The organism is Oryzibacillus soli, assembly GCF_051594765.1.
Classification (GTDB): domain Bacteria; phylum Bacillota; class Bacilli; order Paenibacillales; family NBRC-103111; genus Paenibacillus_AR.
Genome location: NZ_JBPPGJ010000004.1, coordinates 76174 through 94003, shown reverse-complemented (window position 1 = coordinate 94003; position 17830 = coordinate 76174). Strand labels below are relative to the sequence as shown.

Annotated in this window: 21 protein-coding genes; 16 read left to right on the top strand and 5 right to left on the bottom strand. The window is 57.8% G+C overall.

Going from position 1 to position 17830, the window contains the following annotated elements; genetic code table 11:
* Window positions 1–54 precede the first annotated feature (54 nt).
* From ACSEXW_RS06460 to phnC, 8 genes are all read left to right on the top strand, one after another.
* Window positions 55–786 (top strand): MBL fold metallo-hydrolase, encoded by a 732-nt coding sequence (locus ACSEXW_RS06460; RefSeq protein WP_438445295.1) that lies wholly within the window; start codon window positions 55–57, stop codon window positions 784–786.
* A gap of 4 nt (window positions 787–790) precedes the next feature.
* The gene (locus ACSEXW_RS06455) at window positions 791–1381 is read left to right on the top strand and encodes a TetR/AcrR family transcriptional regulator (protein WP_438445294.1); all 591 of its coding nucleotides are present in this window, start codon (window positions 791–793) and stop codon (window positions 1379–1381) included.
* A 37-nt stretch (window positions 1382–1418) separates the two neighbouring features.
* A complete protein-coding gene (locus ACSEXW_RS06450; RefSeq protein WP_438445293.1) occupies window positions 1419–1967 on the top strand; it encodes a GNAT family N-acetyltransferase in 549 nt (182 codons plus the stop codon).
* A gap of 82 nt (window positions 1968–2049) precedes the next feature.
* The gene (locus ACSEXW_RS06445; RefSeq protein ID WP_438445292.1) at window positions 2050–2700 is read left to right on the top strand and encodes a hypothetical protein; all 651 of its coding nucleotides are present in this window, start codon (window positions 2050–2052) and stop codon (window positions 2698–2700) included.
* Window positions 2701–2800: 100 nt separating this feature from the next.
* Window positions 2801–3562, top strand: coding sequence for an SDR family NAD(P)-dependent oxidoreductase (locus ACSEXW_RS06440; protein WP_438445291.1), 762 nt, complete (start codon window positions 2801–2803; stop codon window positions 3560–3562).
* A gap of 93 nt (window positions 3563–3655) precedes the next feature.
* Window positions 3656–4612, top strand: a complete 957-nt coding sequence (gene phnD / locus ACSEXW_RS06435) for a phosphate/phosphite/phosphonate ABC transporter substrate-binding protein (protein ID WP_438445290.1) — start codon at window positions 3656–3658, stop codon at window positions 4610–4612.
* Complete coding sequence (phnE, locus tag ACSEXW_RS06430; protein ID WP_438445289.1) at window positions 4609–5358, top strand: phosphonate ABC transporter, permease protein PhnE; 750 nt, start codon at window positions 4609–4611, stop codon at window positions 5356–5358. Before phnD ends, phnE begins: the two co-directional genes overlap by 4 nt.
* On the top strand, window positions 5358–6104 hold the full coding sequence (gene phnC / locus ACSEXW_RS06425; RefSeq protein WP_438445288.1) for a phosphonate ABC transporter ATP-binding protein: 747 nt from the start codon (window positions 5358–5360) through the stop codon (window positions 6102–6104). The genes phnE and phnC overlap by 1 nt, the downstream gene beginning before the upstream one ends.
* Before the next feature lie 132 nt (window positions 6105–6236).
* Here the strand turns inward: phnC and ACSEXW_RS06420 are convergent, their stop codons facing one another.
* The gene (locus ACSEXW_RS06420) at window positions 6237–6764 is read right to left on the bottom strand and encodes a hypothetical protein (protein WP_438445287.1); all 528 of its coding nucleotides are present in this window, start codon (window positions 6762–6764) and stop codon (window positions 6237–6239) included.
* A 252-nt stretch (window positions 6765–7016) separates the two neighbouring features.
* Here ACSEXW_RS06420 and ACSEXW_RS06415 point away from each other — a divergent pair, with 252 nt between their 5' ends.
* Both ACSEXW_RS06415 and ACSEXW_RS06410 read left to right on the top strand, forming a co-directional pair.
* A complete protein-coding gene (locus ACSEXW_RS06415; protein WP_438445286.1) occupies window positions 7017–7367 on the top strand; it encodes a hypothetical protein in 351 nt (116 codons plus the stop codon).
* Between the two features lie 62 nt (window positions 7368–7429).
* Window positions 7430–7966: a beta propeller repeat protein gene (locus ACSEXW_RS06410; protein WP_438445285.1), complete on the top strand. Its 537-nt coding sequence runs from the start codon at window positions 7430–7432 to the stop codon at window positions 7964–7966.
* Between the two features lie 211 nt (window positions 7967–8177).
* Here ACSEXW_RS06410 and ACSEXW_RS06405 read toward each other — a convergent pair whose 3' ends face one another.
* Together ACSEXW_RS06405 and ACSEXW_RS06400 are read right to left on the bottom strand one after the other, a co-directional pair.
* A complete protein-coding gene (locus ACSEXW_RS06405; protein WP_438445284.1) occupies window positions 8178–9185 on the bottom strand; it encodes an MDR family oxidoreductase in 1008 nt (335 codons plus the stop codon).
* 33 nt (window positions 9186–9218) lie between these two features.
* The gene (locus tag ACSEXW_RS06400; protein WP_438445283.1) at window positions 9219–9845 is read right to left on the bottom strand and encodes a restriction endonuclease; all 627 of its coding nucleotides are present in this window, start codon (window positions 9843–9845) and stop codon (window positions 9219–9221) included.
* 257 nt (window positions 9846–10102) lie between these two features.
* Between ACSEXW_RS06400 and ACSEXW_RS06395 the strand changes: the two genes are divergently transcribed.
* Window positions 10103–10831 (top strand): Crp/Fnr family transcriptional regulator, encoded by a 729-nt coding sequence (locus ACSEXW_RS06395; protein ID WP_438445282.1) that lies wholly within the window; start codon window positions 10103–10105, stop codon window positions 10829–10831.
* Between the two features lie 180 nt (window positions 10832–11011).
* Window positions 11012–12250 carry a putative bifunctional diguanylate cyclase/phosphodiesterase gene (locus ACSEXW_RS06390; protein ID WP_438445281.1) on the top strand — a complete coding sequence of 413 codons (1239 nt, stop codon included), beginning with the start codon at window positions 11012–11014 and terminating at the stop codon, window positions 12248–12250.
* Between the two features lie 80 nt (window positions 12251–12330).
* Here the strand turns inward: ACSEXW_RS06390 and ACSEXW_RS06385 are convergent, their stop codons facing one another.
* Window positions 12331–13695, bottom strand: coding sequence for an MATE family efflux transporter (locus tag ACSEXW_RS06385; protein ID WP_438445280.1), 1365 nt, complete (start codon window positions 13693–13695; stop codon window positions 12331–12333).
* 223 nt (window positions 13696–13918) lie between these two features.
* Between ACSEXW_RS06385 and ACSEXW_RS06380 the strand changes: the two genes are divergently transcribed.
* Window positions 13919–14395 carry a hypothetical protein gene (locus ACSEXW_RS06380; protein WP_438445279.1) on the top strand — a complete coding sequence of 159 codons (477 nt, stop codon included), beginning with the start codon at window positions 13919–13921 and terminating at the stop codon, window positions 14393–14395.
* Entirely contained in the window at window positions 14383–14874 is a 492-nt protein-coding gene (locus ACSEXW_RS06375) for a hypothetical protein (RefSeq protein WP_438445278.1), read from the top strand. Before ACSEXW_RS06380 ends, ACSEXW_RS06375 begins: the two co-directional genes overlap by 13 nt.
* Before the next feature lie 63 nt (window positions 14875–14937).
* On the opposite strand, the gene ACSEXW_RS06370 is transcribed toward ACSEXW_RS06375, so the two are convergent.
* Window positions 14938–15171 (bottom strand): 3-dehydroquinate dehydratase, encoded by a 234-nt coding sequence (locus tag ACSEXW_RS06370; protein ID WP_438445277.1) that lies wholly within the window; start codon window positions 15169–15171, stop codon window positions 14938–14940.
* A 294-nt stretch (window positions 15172–15465) separates the two neighbouring features.
* Here ACSEXW_RS06370 and ACSEXW_RS06365 point away from each other — a divergent pair, with 294 nt between their 5' ends.
* Together ACSEXW_RS06365 and ACSEXW_RS06360 are read left to right on the top strand one after the other, a co-directional pair.
* Entirely contained in the window at window positions 15466–16245 is a 780-nt protein-coding gene (locus tag ACSEXW_RS06365) for an alpha/beta fold hydrolase (protein WP_438445276.1), read from the top strand.
* Window positions 16242–17816, top strand: coding sequence for a UDP-N-acetylmuramoyl-tripeptide--D-alanyl-D-alanine ligase (locus tag ACSEXW_RS06360; protein ID WP_438445275.1), 1575 nt, complete (start codon window positions 16242–16244; stop codon window positions 17814–17816). The genes ACSEXW_RS06365 and ACSEXW_RS06360 overlap by 4 nt, the downstream gene beginning before the upstream one ends.
* Window positions 17817–17830 lie beyond the last annotated feature (14 nt).

Here is a 17830-nt window from a genome sequence, read left to right as displayed (position 1 = left end):
GATTAGTTATTATAAAACTAATAACATTAGTTTCGATGGAGCGTGATTCAAAAAATGAAAGTGACCCGGTACGGAAATGTGCTTCAGCTGGCCTTTTTGCCCAGGCTGTTCCCGGTAAATTGTTACTTGGTAGAGGAGGAGGACTCCTTGACGCTGGTGGATGCGGCGCTGCCCTTCAGCGTCAAGGCAATCCTGCGGACAGCGGAGTCCCTGGGGAAACCGATCACCAATATCGTTCTGACTCACGCCCATGGCGACCATATCGGAGCGGTGGATGCTCTGAAGTCCCAACTGCCTGATGTACGCCTCCAGATATCGGAACGGGATGCCAGGCTGCTTGCCGGTGACCGTTCTCTGGATGCCGGGGAACCTGCACAGCCGATCCGTGGAGGAGTGCCGAAGCCTTCCCAGATCCGCTCCCGGCCGGATCGGCTGCTCCAGGACGGCGACCGGGTCGGCTCCCTGCTGGCCGTCACCACCCCCGGCCATACTCCGGGCTCCATGTCGTTCCTGGATGTCCGGAGCGGAACGGCGATTGTCGGCGACGCCTTCCAAGTGCGGGGCGGCATCGCCGTCTCCGGGAAGCTGATGCCGTGGTTTCCGTTCCCGGCCATGGCTACCTGGAGCAAGGAGACGGCTATAGAGAGCGCAAGAAAGCTGACGTCGCTTGCGCCATCCCTCCTGTGCGCCGGACACGGCCGGGCGCTGGAACGCCCGGAGGCGGTGATGAAGCAAGCGATTATCGAGGCGGAACGGGCTCTTCAGTCCGCCGCCGTAAGGAGCTGAGCCTATGTCACCCCGCATCGGTGCGGATTTGGACGTTATTCTTCGGGCTGCGGCGGAGATTGCGGATGATAGAGGCTTGGAGGAAGTGACGCTGGCCTCCGTCGCCCAGAAGCTAAATATCCGTTCACCCTCGCTGTACAATCATGTGGACGGATTGCCCGGCTTGCGCCGCAAGCTGGCCGCGTTCGGGATGGAGCAGCTCTATGGCAGGCTAAGCGATGCTGTAGAGGGCCGTAGAGGAGAGGGCGCTGTCAGGGCTCTTGCCACCACTTACGTTGACTTTGCCCGCAGCAATCCCGGGCTCTATGCAGCCGCGCTTCGGGCACCCGGACCAGGGGAGGAGGAACTGGCCGGCTTGGGAGGGCGACTTGTAAAGCTTGTTCTGGATGCGATGGCGGACTATGCCCTTCCGCAGGAAGCGGCGCTGCACGCGGTCCGGGGGCTCAGGAGCATCATTCACGGGTTCTCCGCACTGGAACGGCAGGGAGCTTTTGGCTTGAAGCTGCAGACCGGCGACAGCCTGCAGCTGCTTCTGGATGCATTCCTGACGGGGATCGAGGCTTACCGTCACCCCCCGTTGAAGCGGGACCTCTAGAGAAAGGAGACGATGATCGTTGGTGGAGCAGGAGCACTTGCAATTTCATACCGCGTCGGAGTGGGAGGAGGAGCGCTGGAGACAGGCGGAGCCGGTCTATAAGGAGGCGTTTCCGGAGCATGGACGCAAGCCCGAGGCCATCGTCCGCCGCATGTTCCGCCGCCGGATGTGCCTCCTTCATACGATGGAATGGAACGGCAGGACGGTGGGCATGGCGCTGAGCGGTCCGGACCCTGTGACCCGGATGCTGGTGGTGGACTACCTGGCGGTAGCCGGTGAGGCGAGAGGCCAGGGCCTGGGTCGAGCACTGCTGGAGTACATTCGCGGCTGGGCCGAGCATACGGCGGATTGTACGGGCATCGTTGTGGAGGTGGAGGCGGAACCAACGGAAGAGAACCGGGACCGGATCCGGTTCTGGGAGAGCTGCGGCTTCACGCTGACCGATTACGTCCATCATTACATATGGGTTCCGGAGCCTTACCGGGCCATGTATTTGCATTTCAACGGTGCCGGGGAGCGGATCACGGACGGGGAGTCCTTGTTCCGGGTGATCACCCGGTTTCATGAGAAGGCCTACCGGAAGTAATCCTCTTCCGAAAGGGATTTTCCATTTTGCCCGAAAAAATGTTAAGATGGTTGGTATGGAAATCAAGGGAGGACGCCGCGCGATGGATGAGAAAGAATTGAACGCAGCCGAAGGCAACGATAACGGCACCAACGCCCAAGACGAGGGCAATAATCTTGATGAGCAAGTACAAGCCTGGTTCAACATGGTGAAGGAAATCATCGGTCAGCAATACCCGGATTACGAGGTGGAGGGACAGATCGCCCTTCATCCCAATTACGGCCATCTCTTTGCTTTCCGCATCAAGAAAGAGGACATGTTCTATACCTGCGGATTTATGCTGACCGAGCTGATCCGGGTGTTCCAGAATAACGGCAATCCGCCGCTGTGGCTGGCCTCCTTCTTCTACGATATGATCCAGGCGGGAGAAAGCCGTCCGCTTCCGAATCCTCCCGCATCGGAGGAGGAGGCGAACCAGATCCTTCAGGAGAAGGTGCTGCCCTTGGTCATGCAGGGAGTCCAGGAGGAATTCTCGGAGGCTGAACAGGTCTATGTGGATCTGGATACCAATGAGCAATTAGGTCCGGTGCTGGAGCTCGGGATCCCTTCGATTAAGGACGGTCCCAATACCTGCGCCATTCCGCTCCAATATTTGCTGACCATGTACATGCTGAACCGGGATCCCGCGGAGCATGCCGTCCAGAATTTGTCCAAAATATTGGAAGCCAGGGATGAAACTACCGCCCAAGCGTAAGCGGGCACTATGATTGCAGCCGGATTACCGTTCATCCTTCCTGTGGGGGGATGCAACGGTTTTTCCGTCTCTATACACTTACATACGGAGGGTTAAACCCATGAAGATAGACTTATCCGGCAAAATCGCGCTCGTCACCGGCGGGGCATCCGGCTTGGGACTTCAAATGTCCAAATCCTTGGCGGCTTGCGGTGCCAAGGTAGCCATCAATTACTGGAGCGGCAACGGGGACCAGGCGGTGGAGGAAATCCGCCAAGCCGGTGGGGAAGCGGCTGCCTTCCGTGCGGATGCCACCAAGCCCCGGGAGCTGGAGCGCCTTGTGAAGGACGTGGAGATGACCTTCGGCAGCAGCGTGGACATTCTCGTCTGCAACGCCGGCGGCATGATCAAGCGTGTGCCTAACGCGGAGATGACGGAAGAGCATTACGACCTGGTCATGAACGTGAACTTTAAGTCCACCGTCTTCGCCTGCCAAGCGGTGCTGCCCGGTATGATCGGGAAGAAGGGCGGCGCCATCGTCAACATGGCCTCCTTGGCGGCACATGACGGCGGAGGTCCCGGCGCTTCCGTCTATGCGGCCAGCAAGGCGGCGGTGCATTCCTTCAGCAAGGGTCTCGCGAAGGAAGTGGCGCCACACGGCATCCGGGTGAATGTGGTGTCCCCGGGGCTGATCGGCCAGACGGCCTTCCATGATACACATACCGCTCCGGCCGCACGCCAGGCCACGGTCGGACGCATTCCGCTCCAACGTGAAGGCACTCCGGAGGATGTGGCGAACGTGGTCCTGTTCCTGGCCTCCTCCTTATCGGACTATCTGACGGGGGAGATCGTCGAGGTTAACGGCGGATTGCTCATGCGTTGAAGGCTTCCTCTTTCATTTCAGGATTAACTATGTTACTCTCATGGATGGCAGATCCACCGGGTCTAGCCCAATCCATGAAGGAGTGAAAGAGGAATGTTCTGGAAAAGACAGTCGTTTCTAGTATTAACATTCCTGTTACTCTCCGGTTTGCTGCTCGCCGCATGCGGGTCCAAAAGCGAATCGAACAACGAGACAACAGGAACCAGCCCAACAACAGCAGCAACGCCTTCACCTGCCGCAGCCAAAGGGGAATTCAAGATCGGGGTCATCCCGGCCCAAGGCAGCAGCAACATGCAGACCGGCACGGACAAGCTGGCGGTCATCCTGACCGAGAAGCTCGGCCGCAAGGTCAAGGCGGAGATCTATCCCGACTACAACGGCGTCGTCGAAGCCATGGGTGCAGGGAAAGTTCAGATGGCTTATCTGGGGCCGCTGACTTATGTGGAGGCTCACGAGCGTTACGACGTGAAGGCCATCGTCACCCAATTAATCGGCGGACAGCCTTTCTATTATTCGTACCTGATTGCGCCGAGTGATTCTCCTTACTCCTCCTTGGAGGATGTGGTGAAGAACAGCGCCCAGGTCCGATTCGCCTTCGGAGACATCAGCTCCACCTCCGGCAGTCTGATTCCCGGCATTGCGCTGAAGAAGACCGGCGTGTTTAAGTCCCAGCAGGAGCATTCGTTCAAGAGCGTCACCTATACAGGGGACCATACCGCTACCGCTCTGGCCATTCAGAACAAGACCCAGGACGTTGGAGCCATCGACAGCGCTTTTTACAACAACCTGGTGAAGAACGGCAAGGTTGACGGAAGCAAGATCAAGACGATCTGGAAGTCCGAGCCGCTGTTCCAATACCCGTGGGCGGTGGAGAAGACCGTGTCCGACGCGGATATCAAAATCATCCAGGACGCCATGCTGGCCATCCAGGATAACGACATTCTCAGTGCTTTCGGCGGAGCGAGCGGGTTCACACTGGCCAAGAATGAGGATTATGCGGCTATCCGGCAGGCAGCCATCGCCGACGGCCGTATCAAAGAGAAAAAATGAAAAAGCTATGGATTCCGATCCTTCTTGCAGTACTGTTCATATGGTCGGGCCGGGGGATTCAATTGAACCCCGGCCTGTTCGCCGATCTGGGGAATTCCGTCCGTTTTGTCCGGGAGCACTGGTTTCCGATGGACACCTCCAACACGTTATTCGCCCTGAAGCAGATGGTCATTACCGTCCAGATCGCCTTGTTCAGCACGCTGGCGGCATTGGTCATCGGGCTGCCGCTCAGCTTTTTGGGTGCCCGGAACACATCGCCTACCCGCTACGGCTACCATGCGGTACGGTTTCTCTTCAACTGCATCCGCGCCATTCCGGAGCTGGTGCTGGCCCTGATCTTCATCCCTACCCTGGGCTTGGGTCCCATGCCCGCCGTGTTTGCACTTATGATTCATAACATCGGGGTGTTCGGGAAGATGTTCTCGGAGACCATCGAGGCGATGGACAAGGGTCCCCAGGACGTAGTGCGGGCGGTGGGAGGGACCCGGACGCTGACGGCGCTGTACGGGATCCTGCCTCAGATGCTTCCGCTGGTATTCTCCCAGTACTTCTACAGGCTGGAGGTGGCCATCCGGGCTTGCCTGATCCTGGGGATTGTGGGGGCAGGCGGCATCGGGCAGCTCTTGTATAACGACTTCAAGCAGTTCTTCTATGAGAAGGTGGCATTCGAGGTGCTGCTGATCATGGTTCTTATTACCGTCGTCGATTACGTGGGCGCTTGGGCTCGGAGGAGGGCTGGAGGCTGATGCTCCGGATTACCGCTTTGAAAAAGCATTACGCCGGCGAACCACAGCCGGCACTGGACGGGATCGATCTCCAGGTGGAGAGCGGGGAGATGCTGGTGATTCTGGGCCGCAGCGGCGCAGGCAAATCCACGCTGATCCGTTCCTTGAACCGCTTGGTGGAGCCGGACAGCGGCACGGTGGAGTGGAAGGGGACGGCGGTGACCGGGCTGCGAGGAGAACAACTCCGGCTGGTGCGGGGACGGATGGCGATGATCTTCCAGAACGACGACCTGCTGCCGAAGCTGGATGTGCTGACCAACGTGATGGTCGGCGCCTTCACGGAGATGCCGCGGTGGAGATCGTTGTTGTTCGCCTTCACCGCAGAGCACCGGAAGCGGGCGGAGGAGGCTCTCCGCAAGGTGGGACTCCAGGGCAAAGGGCGGAAGCGTCCCGACGAGCTGTCAGGCGGACAGAAGCAGCGGGTGGCCATCGCCCGGTCCCTGATGCAGAAGCCGGAGCTGCTGCTGGGTGACGAGCCGGTGGCCAGTCTGGACCCGGTTACGTCCGTGCAGATCATGGAGCTGCTCTCCCACCTGCATCGGACGGAGGGGCTAACGCTTCTGCTGAACCTTCACGATGTGGAGCTGGCGCGGCGCTACGGGAAGCGGATCATCGGCTTGGCAGGAGGACGCATCGTGTTCGATGGCCCTCCGGAGTCCCTCGATGATGCAGCGCTTCAACGGATCTATCCGCCGGATGCGGAATAATCTGATGATCCAAGCGTCCGGCATTTCCCATTACCCGGGAAACCGCAGGAAGAGACAAAACAAGAACCATTCCGACTTGGAGCCCCGAAAGGAGGCACTTTTCACGGAATGGTTCTTTTTGGTTATTTGCCACTATTCCTTCTGATTGTAAAATAGGTTGATGACAAAGCCTTTTTCACCGATGCTGGCACCGTCTATGATCTGGACTCCTGCATCTGCCTTATCCGACTTCCCGTTCATGATGACGGTGGTGCTGTTCTCATCGCTGATGTCGGTCTTTTCCACAGCCATGCCGCTCTTCTTCAGCGTCTCCTCATAATAAGCAGTCAGCTCCTTAGCCGGCTTCTCGCTGGATAAGGATACGATATAATGCTTCGTTCCCTTATCCGTGGTAACGGCGGAGCTGGTGATCTTAGATCCTGCGACAGCAGGCAGAGGGAAGCCCTCGGGAAGCTTGCCGGATTCGCCGCCAAGCTGGACTTGGCCGTCCTTGGTCGTAATCGTGACCGAGTCGTCTTTTTGCTCCACCTTGGCTCCGGTGGCCTCCTCGATCGCCTTGCTTACGGCCTTCTCGGCCAGCTTCTCCCCACAGCCTGCGGCGGAGACCACGGCAGCCAGCAGGGTAAACATCATGATGATTCTTCTATTGGTTCCTCGCATGGTTCAGTTCCACTCCCATTCTTTTCTTGAAACTGATTGTATCAAGAATGGAGCTTTGAAACTGTAGTCCTTATTACAAAATGATAATAATTTTTGAAGAGGTGAATCTCATTGTCGTACGGAAGAGTGATCCTGCTAACGATCCTGATAATGACGGCTGCAGGCTGTACCCATAAGGAACCGGAGCCGTCCGCTGCTACGTCTCCGCTTCCAGTGTCCTCCCCAACTCCGGTTGTATTGGAAAGATTCGCGATGCCGGCTACAGATGGAAACCGGATCCTGTTCCATCATGAAGGGGATCTTACCGGCTGGACGGTTGACCGGGTATCCATCACAAGCGGGGAGCCGGGATTATTCGTCTATCGGACGGAAAATACAGGAGGCTCCTGGAGCCGGGTTCGCCTCCCAATCGAGGAGAACTGGGAAGCGGAGGCGGACCAGGATCAGATCCTTGCTTCCTTCGCCCTGAAGAATCCGTCTTGGATTCTGCTTCAATCGAAGAAGGATGGAGGGGGCTCCACCCGCAAAGCGCTGTACGCTCGGATGCTGCAGGGTCGACGTGGAGCCGGGTCGGTGATCTGTCCGCTATGGATGGTGCCGTAACTGCTTTTCGGCTGAATGGAGAGGGGCAGGGCTATCTCATATCGGATTGGAGGGAAAAGGATGTGCTGCCCCTCTTTCGGACAACGGACGGAGGGGTGACTTGGAAGCCGCAGCGGTTGCCCTACAGCAGGGGCTACACCTACGGAACCGCATATCTTCCCTTAATCAACGACAAGGGTCGCGGTTCGGTAAAGGCGGACTTCGTGTCGGAGCCGGGGAAAGAAACGGTGTATTATGAAACGCTTGATGGAGGGGCGTCCTGGCATAGCTTCGATACAGCCAGCATTCTGAAGCTGGACGGGGATGCGGAGGCGCTGCGGACGGTAAAACGGTTTGCGGATGCATGGACGGCAAAGGATAAAAACGGAGTGGAGGAGGTTTCGTCAACGGGGTTTACGGATAATGTACCTTACAGAATGGAGAACGGCTACAGGTTCTATGGGGTGCTGCCGCCTTCTTCGGGTGGAGGGGAGTTAGAGACGTGCGTGGGGCTGATGTATCGGACGGAAGCCAAGATCGAGCCGTCTGAGGGTACGATGGCGGTGTGTGTGAAGAAACAACCGGAGGGGAAAGCATGGAGGGTGTACATGTTGGACTAAGCATGGAGAATGGGTGTGTGCGGAGATCGCTGGGACCTTAATGGTCCCGAGGGGATGGGCTCAGGTATCCTCTTCGTCCCTTCAGGCCATTATCCCCCTCGCTCAGGAACTTGGGCTCCTGAGTAAAGGGGATAATGGCCGGAAGGTTTCGTGAGTAGTACCCCAATGGGGACCCCGTCGGGTCAGACTTGGCCTGACCCGACGGGATAGCTTACCGGCCGTCCTGAACCCGGAACACGATCCGTCCCCGCACCTTGCCTTCCATAATGGCTTCGCAAGCCACTTTGGCTTCGGACAACGGCTTCGTCACGGCTACTTCTCCAAGGTGCAGACGGGGCAGCAGACCCGCCAGCCGCGTCCAAGCCTCCACCCGCTTGGCGTATGGCGCCATCACCGAGTCTACGCCGATCAGCCGTACACCCCGCAGGATGAAGGGAAATACGGTGGCCGGCAGATCGCTTCCGCCTGCCAGACCGCACGCAGCCACCGTGCCGTCATAAGCGGTGTGACTCAGGACGTGGGCCAGAATCGGGCCGCCTACCGTATCCACAGCACCCTGCCAGAGCTGGGTGTCCAGCGGCTTGGCGGGTTGAAGCAGCTCCGAGCGATCCAGAATGGCGGTGGCACCCAGGCTGCGCAAATATTCGGCCGTCTCCGGCCGGCCGGTTACAGCCGTAACCGGGTAGCCTTCGGCTGCAAGCAGCGCAACGGCCATGCTGCCCACCCCGCCGGCTGCACCTGTAACGAGGATCGGCAGCTCCGATCTCCGATCCGCATGCCGCTCTAGCTCCATAACGGAGAGCATGGCGGTTAAGCCCGCGGTTCCGATCCCCATCGCGCTCTCCGCATCCAGTCCGTCCGGAAGAGGGACCAGCCACTCGGACTTCACGCTGGCGTACTCCGCATAGCCGCCCCAGCTTCTCTCGCCGACGCCCCATCCGGTCAGAATTACGGAATCTCCCGGCCGGTAAGCCGGGTTGGCCGATTCCATCACGGTCCCTGCAAAATCAACGCCCGGCACAAATGGAAACTGCCGGATGATCTTGCCGCGGCCGGTTACCGCCAGCCCGTCCTTATAATTCAGCCCGCTGTACTGGACCTTGACGGTGACATCATAGGGCGGGAGCTCCTCCCGCTTCACCTGCTCCATCCGTGCGGTGAGGGCTCCGTCCTCTTCCTTGCGTACAACCAAACCTTGAAACAGCTCCGGTACTCCCATGTGATTCTCTCCTTGTTCTGCCCCGGCTCGGCGTCATACCGTTACCGGCCGAAGGCTCTCTTGTTGCCCGTTTCCGGACTCTCTGCGCTCCATCGACTCCAGATACTCACTCCATAACTGGACCAACCGGATTCCGTCCACCCACACCAGCTCGGTCTCCTCCGCATACCGTTTGGCCGACTCCGTGAAGCCTCCTGTGCTGACGATCCAGCCGGCCTGGGCCCGCCGCTTCACGACCTGGGAGTGAAGAATGGCCACCGCGTCCGCATCCGTATCCTCCCAATTGCTTCGCACTTGAATCAGATAGAGGCCGTCCCGGCGCTCATGCTCGATATCGATGCCCGCCGGATCATCCGATTGGACGACATAGCTCTGACCGCCGTACAATCCTTCTAACAGGTCGGCCACAAAGTAGGCGAACTCATAAGGGCTGCTTCGAATATAAATCGAAGAGCCGCCGGAATCGATGCCGGCGGACTGCTGTCCTTCCCCGAAGCGGTGGTAAAGCCCTGTAGCCAGAGTCCGTTGGACCTGGCGGTTGGTGTTCCAGATTCGAAGATTGCGTTCCCGGAGCTCTTGGAGCTCCCGTTCCTTCATCCAATACTTGTAAGTGCCTGACCCGAACATGAGCAGCACGGCGACCGTAAATAGGATCATCATGCTTGCCATCACCGCCTTTTTATCCGTTATCCATCAGTATGGACGCCGGAGGCGGGCTTCAAACCACGGGTTTGTACCATCGTAACGCGATACGCAGCGTTTGTCTCGTTACAATTTCGCGGCACTTATGATTTGTTAGGAAGATTAACATTTGCTTCCGCAGTATTTTAAAATTATTCTAATGATTCTCTGTTATACTCATTCCATACATCAGGGAGGGAACGTAAAACGCCAGGATGAAGATGGAGTGATTCGCCATGCAGGCCACAACCCGACTGATCACGGAGCAGCCTTATCAGCCGTCGCATACAGAGATCTTCAATGAGCAGGGCAAGGCATACCTGAAGAGCGTCATGCGGTATAGAACTTATTCTTCCGGCAGCAGCATCTTCGAGGATGGGGACCAGGCGGGGAAGCTGTACTGGCTGGTCCGGGGACGGGTGAAGCTGTCGAAGGCCACGGCTGACGGGAAGCTGGTCACCTTCGCCCTCTATAGCGCCGACGATCTGTTCGGCCAATGGACGCCGTTCATGGATTCCAGGCACACCATGAATGCCGAGGTGCTGGAGGAAGCGGAGATCGGGGTGATGGACCGCCGGGAGCTGGAGGGTATGATCGCGAGACATCCGGATTTTGCTGCGATGATGCTGAAGTGGCTGGGCTGGAACCAGGTCCGTCTGGAGAGCAAGCTCCGGGACATGATGCTGTATGGAAAAACGGGCGCCTTGAGCTCCGTGCTGATCCGCCTGGCCAATACGTACGGGATGGTCTACGGCAGCGACATCTGCATCAGCCTGAAGCTGACCAATACGGAGCTGGCTGAGATGATCGGTTCGACCCGGGAGGGCGTCAATCGGATGCTGTCCGACATGAAGCAGGATGGACTGATCGCGTATCTGAACGGCCACTTGGTGCTGAAGGATATCAAAGCCCTGCGGAGCCTGTGCCAATGCGACCGGTGTCCCGTAGAGATTTGCCGGCTGTAGTTCCGGTAAGCCCGAATAGTACGAGTAGAAGCGGAGCCGGCAAGGCTCCTTCTTTTTTTGGAGCGCAGAAATCGCCTTTACAGCGGATTCATCAATTGGTAAGATAGGAAAAACATACGATTGACAACATGATCGGTCAACCCTGTGGAAGATTAGTGAAATGGAAGGGACTTACTTATCATGAGAAATAGGGATACCGAAGGCCTGGAGAACCCCGTCGAAGCTTATTACTCCCGGATGCCTGGAGCCGGCTTCATCGTCGGCCGGGACGGCGGCTTGAAGAGCTTCAACCGGCAAGCGGCATCCGCCCTGTTCGGAACGGGGGAGCTTTCTCCCGATTGGGAGGACTGTGAGCATTGGATATCGGCTGACTACCGGGATTACTTCAGGAACAGCGTCCGGATGGCAGCCTCTGGGCAGACGGTGAAGGATTGCCGCATGGTTCTGCTGTCCCGCAAGGGCGATCTGGTCTCCTGCAGGCTGCATCTATTCCCCTTGGATGACCTCGGACAACGGGTTGGTGTCGACGTGCGGCAATATACCGTGCCGTATCCCGCCTTCCGCCCGGCCGGAGAAGAGCCGGAGACATTCGCGCCGGAGAAGAGCGGGCAGCCGGAGCCGGTATGGGCGGCCGACCTGCCCGGTGCGTGGAACCGGGGAGAGATGGCGCTCCATTACCAGCCGCAGTGGAACATCGAGACGGGCGAGCTCATCGGTATGGAGGCGCTGATTCGTTGGCACCACCCCCGGCTGGGGTTGATTCCGCCTCTGGATTTTATCCCCTATGCCGAAGACACGGATTGGATCATGGAGCTGGGCGAATGGGTGCTGCGGGAAGCGGCGCATCAGAATAAGCGGTGGCAGGATGCGGGCTTCCCCGCTGTGCCGGTGTCCGTGAACTGCTCCGTGAAGCAGTTCGGGCGCACGAATATCGTCGGTACCGTGTTCCAGATTCTGAAGGAGACCGGCCTCGACCCCCAGTATCTGAAGCTGGAGATTACCGAGAGCGTGGCTTACCGCCAGGAGCAGGATGTGGTCCGCAAGCTTCATGACTTCCAGAACTTCCAGATTCTTATCTCTATAGACGATTTCGGCACCGGATACTCGTCATTAAGTTATCTGCATGAGATGCCGGTGCATGTCATCAAGCTCGACCGCTCCTTCCTGACGGGAGTGGAGACGAATCCGGCCAAAGCCGGAGTCGTCCGCTGCATTCTGGATCTGGCCCGGCACCTGAATCTGAAGGTTATGGCGGAGGGGCTGGAAACCGAGGCACAGCTCGACTATCTCAAGAGCCAGGGCTGCGTAGAAGCCCAGGGCTACTATATGAATCGGCCGATGCCGGTTCCGGACATCGAGAGTCATTGGCGGGGAGAATCCCTGTCCGCCTGGCGCAACCGGAGCCGTCTGCCGATGTAAGGCGGCAGATACGCCCGAAAGGGCTGGTTCAGCGGAACGTAATGTTCCCTGAACCAGCCCTTTTTGGCGTCCGGCCCGGATCAGGCCAGCGACGCGGTTTCCTCCCCGCGTACGGCGGCGGGCCGCTCCCTCATGAACGGCTTGGATCGCCATCGGATCAATACAAGTATCCCGCGTATGGCTTCATCGAGGATCATGGCCGCATAGGTGCCGTACATGCCCCATTCGAGCCGTATGCCGAGGAAGTAGGAGAGGCCGGCGGCCACCAGCCACATGGAGACCAGACCCGTGATCATGATGTAACGGGTGTCTCCGACGGCGATCAGGGCATTGCCTAAGGCCATGTTGAGCATCTTGGCCGGCTGTAGGAGCAGATTGAGCGCCAAGAGGGACAGGCCCATGGAGATAATCTGGCCATCTTCCGTGAAGAGCGAGAAGGCCGGCTTGCCGAAGGCATAGAGGAGCACGGTGTTGCAGCCTACGACGGCCAGGCCGATCCACATGGCTTGGAAGGCGCATCGGTAGGCGGCCTCCCGGTCTCCGGAGCCGTACAGATGGGCGATTCGGATCTGGCCGGCCAATGCGATGGAGTACCCGATCATGAAGCAGAAGGACTCCATGGTGTTCATGTAGGTTCTGGCGCTGAGCTCCTTGGTTCCCAGCATGGCGATGATGGAGAAGATCACCAGCTGGGTCAGGCACCAGGAGGACATATTGATGCCGAGAGGCCAGCTGATCCGGAGCGTCTCCCGGAACAGGGGCTTATCGAACAGCCGCAGGTCCCGAAGTCCGATATGGGGCATAAAGGCCTTGCGGTACAGCAGAAAAAGAGCGGCGGCTCCCAAGAACCGGCTGATCAGGGTGGATACGGCCACGCCGGCCAAGCCCCACTCGGGGAAGCCGAACGCGCCGTAGATGAAGGCGTAATTCAAGCCCACGTGGAACGCATTCATCGCAAGCGATATCACCATAGGCCCCCGAGTGTTCCCCGTGTTGCGCACCGCGGTGCCAAGCGCGGACATCGCCGCCAGGAAGACCATGCCGGCACCGACAACGGAGATGTATCCGGATGCCATCGGAACGAGGGACTCCTCAATCTGCAGCAGCCGGGCTACCGGTGCGGCATAGAGATACAGCAGGAGGCTGAGCACCGCTCCGATCGCCATCGACACATTCAGTCCCATGATGCCGATGATCCGGGCTTCACCCTCCTTGCGCGCCCCCAGCCTCTGGGCCACCAGAATACCGGCGCCGCTGGCGATGGAGGCGAACAGGATGGTAACGGCTGAGAACAATTGATTCGAGATCCCAACCACCGCCACGGCATCATCCGAGATGTGGCTGACCATCAGGGTATCGGCGGTACCGAGAAAAAACTGCAGAAACATTTCCAAAAAAATGGGCCAGGTTAAAACCCATAATGACATTTTGCGGTCAATTGTCATGTGCATGCCTCCCGGGCGGTTCGTGATGCAGTGAAGGAGATGGCCCTTCAATATGCACATTATAAGGGGATTCGGTTAAGGGAAGTACGACAATCCGAACCAAAACATTCAAAATTCAAACCTGATGAATAGACGCCATTCCTGCTGGGAGTCTTGTAAATAGTTGGGCGGCGGTATGGGGAAAGTAAGGAGGAAACAATGTCGGGAGTCTGGAGGAACACGCATGGTTCTAGTCGTCAACGCCATTCTATCCTGGTTCACCTTGGCGGTATTCGCGGTGATGCCCAGGAAGCTTCCGGCGGCAGCCAACACGCTCGCCTACATGGTGCTCGCCATAATCGATATCAACAAGCTCTCCATTCTGAGCTTTCATTACCACTTCTTCGTGATCAGTAAGCAGGTTCCTGACTTTCTGTCCGTTATTCTCCACCGGGACATCATCATCTCCGTCACGCTGCTCATCTTCATGAATACGACTCTTCAGGCCAAGCGCAGGACCGTACTGTGGGCTGGGGCGGGGATCTATACCTATCTGCTCCTGCTCTGCTGGATCATGCATCTGTTCGGAGCGGTGGAATACCGGGATTGGGGCTGGGAGATCAACGGTTTGCTGATCCTGCTGCTGATGGGGCTGTCGTGGGTGTTGGGCAGGGGATTCAAGAGTCTCGGGGCGGGCGGTGGCGAGACATGGAGAATGTAGTGTATGACGACCGCTTCAACGGCAACGAGTGGCTCGTCTTGGGACTGATGGCGGCAGGGCTCGCGGGCTATCTGATCCTGCCGAAGCGTTTTTCTCCCATGGCGGCCTGGTTCAATCTTCTGATCGGCGTCGTCATCGGCCTCCTGTTTGACCATACGATCGCCGTCCCGCCCTTTGACCTGTACGACGTGGGTGATGAAGCTCAGTATCAATGGTTCGATGTCCTGTCTTATGGTATGTATGCGCCGTTCGGCTATTTTTTCATCTACGGCATCGAGCGCTTCCGTCTCCGGTCTCTCGGAATTCTCCTCTATATCGCGGTATGGGCTCTGGGAGGAGTAGGACTGGAATGGGTGTGCGAGACGGTCGGCGTATTCCACTACAAGAACGGGTACCGCCTCCTGTATTCGCTGCCCATCTATTTCGTGACGGAATCCCTCCATCTTGTGATGTACCGGCGCCTGTTCAAACGGCACTAACAAGGGGCGTCCCGCGGTCGGATTAACCGGCCTGCGGGACGCCCCTTTAGCAATACGAATCGATTAATAGAGTGACAATGCCAACGAATCTCTCTCATTGAAGCTGTGGAGCATAGCCTCGCACCCGTCAATCTCGACGCTGATCAAGTTGGTCAGACATTGCTTTACGGTGCTTTTGCCATGGTTCCATTTGGCTTCCAGAGCGCCGACCAACAGATCCAGCGCCCGCTTGGAGGACTTGCTGCTCTTGATGTAGACGGGAATGACCTTGTTCTGAAATTGAATGAGAATCGGCAATCGGAATCACCTACCTGTAAAAAGTTACTTTCCTTAAGTATACAGGTGAAATATTAATTTCAGCTTAAAAATCTCTTACTTTTTCAAAAAGATTTCGATTAAGCATCTGCTAGGATCGGCGGTTGTAAGCACCAGTACATTTTGGTACAATGATTGGGTTCGGAAGGTAATCCTATGAAAAAACGCCGAGGGCCATTGCGTTTTCCTAGAGATGGGAATACTTTTGGCCCTTTCCTGTATAATGGTTATGATGAGCGAACGGCCTTCTTAGATTGAACAAAGGTGTTGATGGACTTGAAGATTACAATCGAAGGCGTACCCGTCCAGTATACCGTGTCGGGCAGCGGCCGGGACGTTCTCCTGCTGCACGGGTGGCGAGCCAGCCTCCAGAGCTTCGGCTTCATCCAGGAGTCGCTGTCCAAGGATTTTAAGGTCTATGCCCTGGATTTCCCGGGCTTCGGCGAGAGCGGAGAGCCGCCGGTTCCCTGGGGCGTGGATGAATACGCCCGGTTTGTTGGGAAATTCATTGAAGCACTGGGGATCGAGGATCCCATCATCTTAGGCCACTCCCATGGCGGGAGAACGGCCATCCGCTATGCCGCGGACCACCCGGTCCGCAAGCTGGTGCTGGTGGACAGCGCCGGCGTGAAGCCCAAGCGGAGCTGGAAATATTACGTCCGCGTCTATACCTATAAGGCGGCGAAGCATCTGTTGAGCCTGCCGCTGCTGCGGACCTACAAGGAACGGATCTTGAACAAGTTCAAGTCAAAGCTCGGATCTTCGGACTATTCGTCCGTGTCGCCGCTGATGCAGCAAACCATGGTCCGCGTGGTCAATGCGGATCTGACGCCCTATATGCCCAAGATCCAAGCACCTACGCTTCTGATCTGGGGGGAGCTGGATACCGCCACTCCGCTGTCGGACGGCCGCCTCATGGAGAAGCTGATCCCGAACGCCGGACTCGCCGTACTGAAGAATGCCACCCATTGGTCCTTCGTGGATAAGCCTAGGGAGTTCCTGATCATCCTCCATCATTTCCTGGAGAGCGACAAAGGAGGCATCAACCCGCGATGAACCACATCCTCGCGCTTCTGGCCGGCTTGGCCGGACTGCTGTACGCCTGGGACCGACTCCGCAGAAGCGTCCATATGCTTCAGCTGAACTCTTACCGCAATAATCGGTTCTATAACTGGAACAAACAGAATGCGGCCAAGGTATGGGCCCCCCGGGAATGGATTCCCTTCGCGTTCCTGATCCCCTTGATCTTCGGCGCGGAAGAGGCGGCTCTTCTGGTTCTCACGGCCGTATATGCCGGGCTGTGGCTGTTCCGCAGCAAGGAGAAGGAGAAGAAGAAGCTGGTTTACACGAACCGGGTCAAGCGCCTGTTCGCCACCCTGGGCCTGTTCGTCCTGGCCGTGACGTCGATCGCGGTGGCTTCCGCCTGGAACGGAGCCGAGTCCGTCCTGCTTCTCTCCGTATTGGTGACCCTGCTGCCCATGGGCTTCGTCCTGGCAGCCAATACGATCAATGCACCTATCGAACAAGGCATCAACAACGGCTATCTGAATGATGCCCGACGGATCATCCGGAGCATGAACGGCCTGACGGTCATCGGCATTACCGGTTCCTACGGCAAGACCAGCGTGAAGCACTTCTTGAATACGGTGCTGTCCCAGCATTACAACACGCTGATGACGCCCGAGAGCTTCAACACGCCCATGGGGGTCACCCGGACCGTCCGGGAGCAGATGCGGCCGACCCATGAGATCTTCATTGCGGAGATGGGCGCCAAGCAAACCGGGGATATCAAGGAGCTGTGCGACCTGGCCCAGCCAAAATACGGCATCCTCACCTCCATCGGACCCCAGCATCTGGAGTCCTTCAAGACGCTTGAGAATGTACAGAAGACCAAGTACGAGCTGCCGGAATCCCTGCCGGAGGACGGCATCGCATTCTTGAATGCGGATGACGCCAACGTGATGTCCTACCGGCCCCATCTCCGCTGCCGCAAGGTAACGTTCGGAATGAACCACCCCGAAGCGGATTACCGGGCGACGGAGGTGAAGGTGTCCTCCAAGGGCACGTCGTTTACGGTCACCACCCCCAAGGGGGAAGCGGTAACGGTCGAAACCGCCCTCCTGGGCGGACATAACGTCACCAATCTGCTGGCCGTTCTGGCGGTCGGCTCCGAGCTGGGCGTACCGCTGGAGAAGCTGGCCAAGTCGGTGAAGAAGATCAAGCCGGTCCAGCATCGGCTGGAGCTGAAGCGCTCCGGTGCCGTCACGATCATCGACGACAGCTTCAATTCGAACCCGGTCGGCTCCAAGGCCGCGCTCGAGGTGCTGAAGCAGATGGAGGGCAAGCGGATTCTGATTACACCCGGGATGATCGAGCTGGGCGCGGAGGAATATGAGCTGAACAAAGCCTTCGGGCGCTACGCGGCCGAGTCCTGCGATTACGTCATTCTCGTGGGCAAGAAGCAGACCGTGCCGATCCAAGACGGCCTTAAGGAAGCAGGGTATCCGGAATCGCAATACACGGCGGTCCGGACCTTCCAGGAAGCCATGCAGCATCTGAACCAGATCTCCGAGCCGGGCTGTATCGTCCTGCTCGAGAATGACCTGCCTGATAACTATAATGAATAATCCGGAGGCTTTCA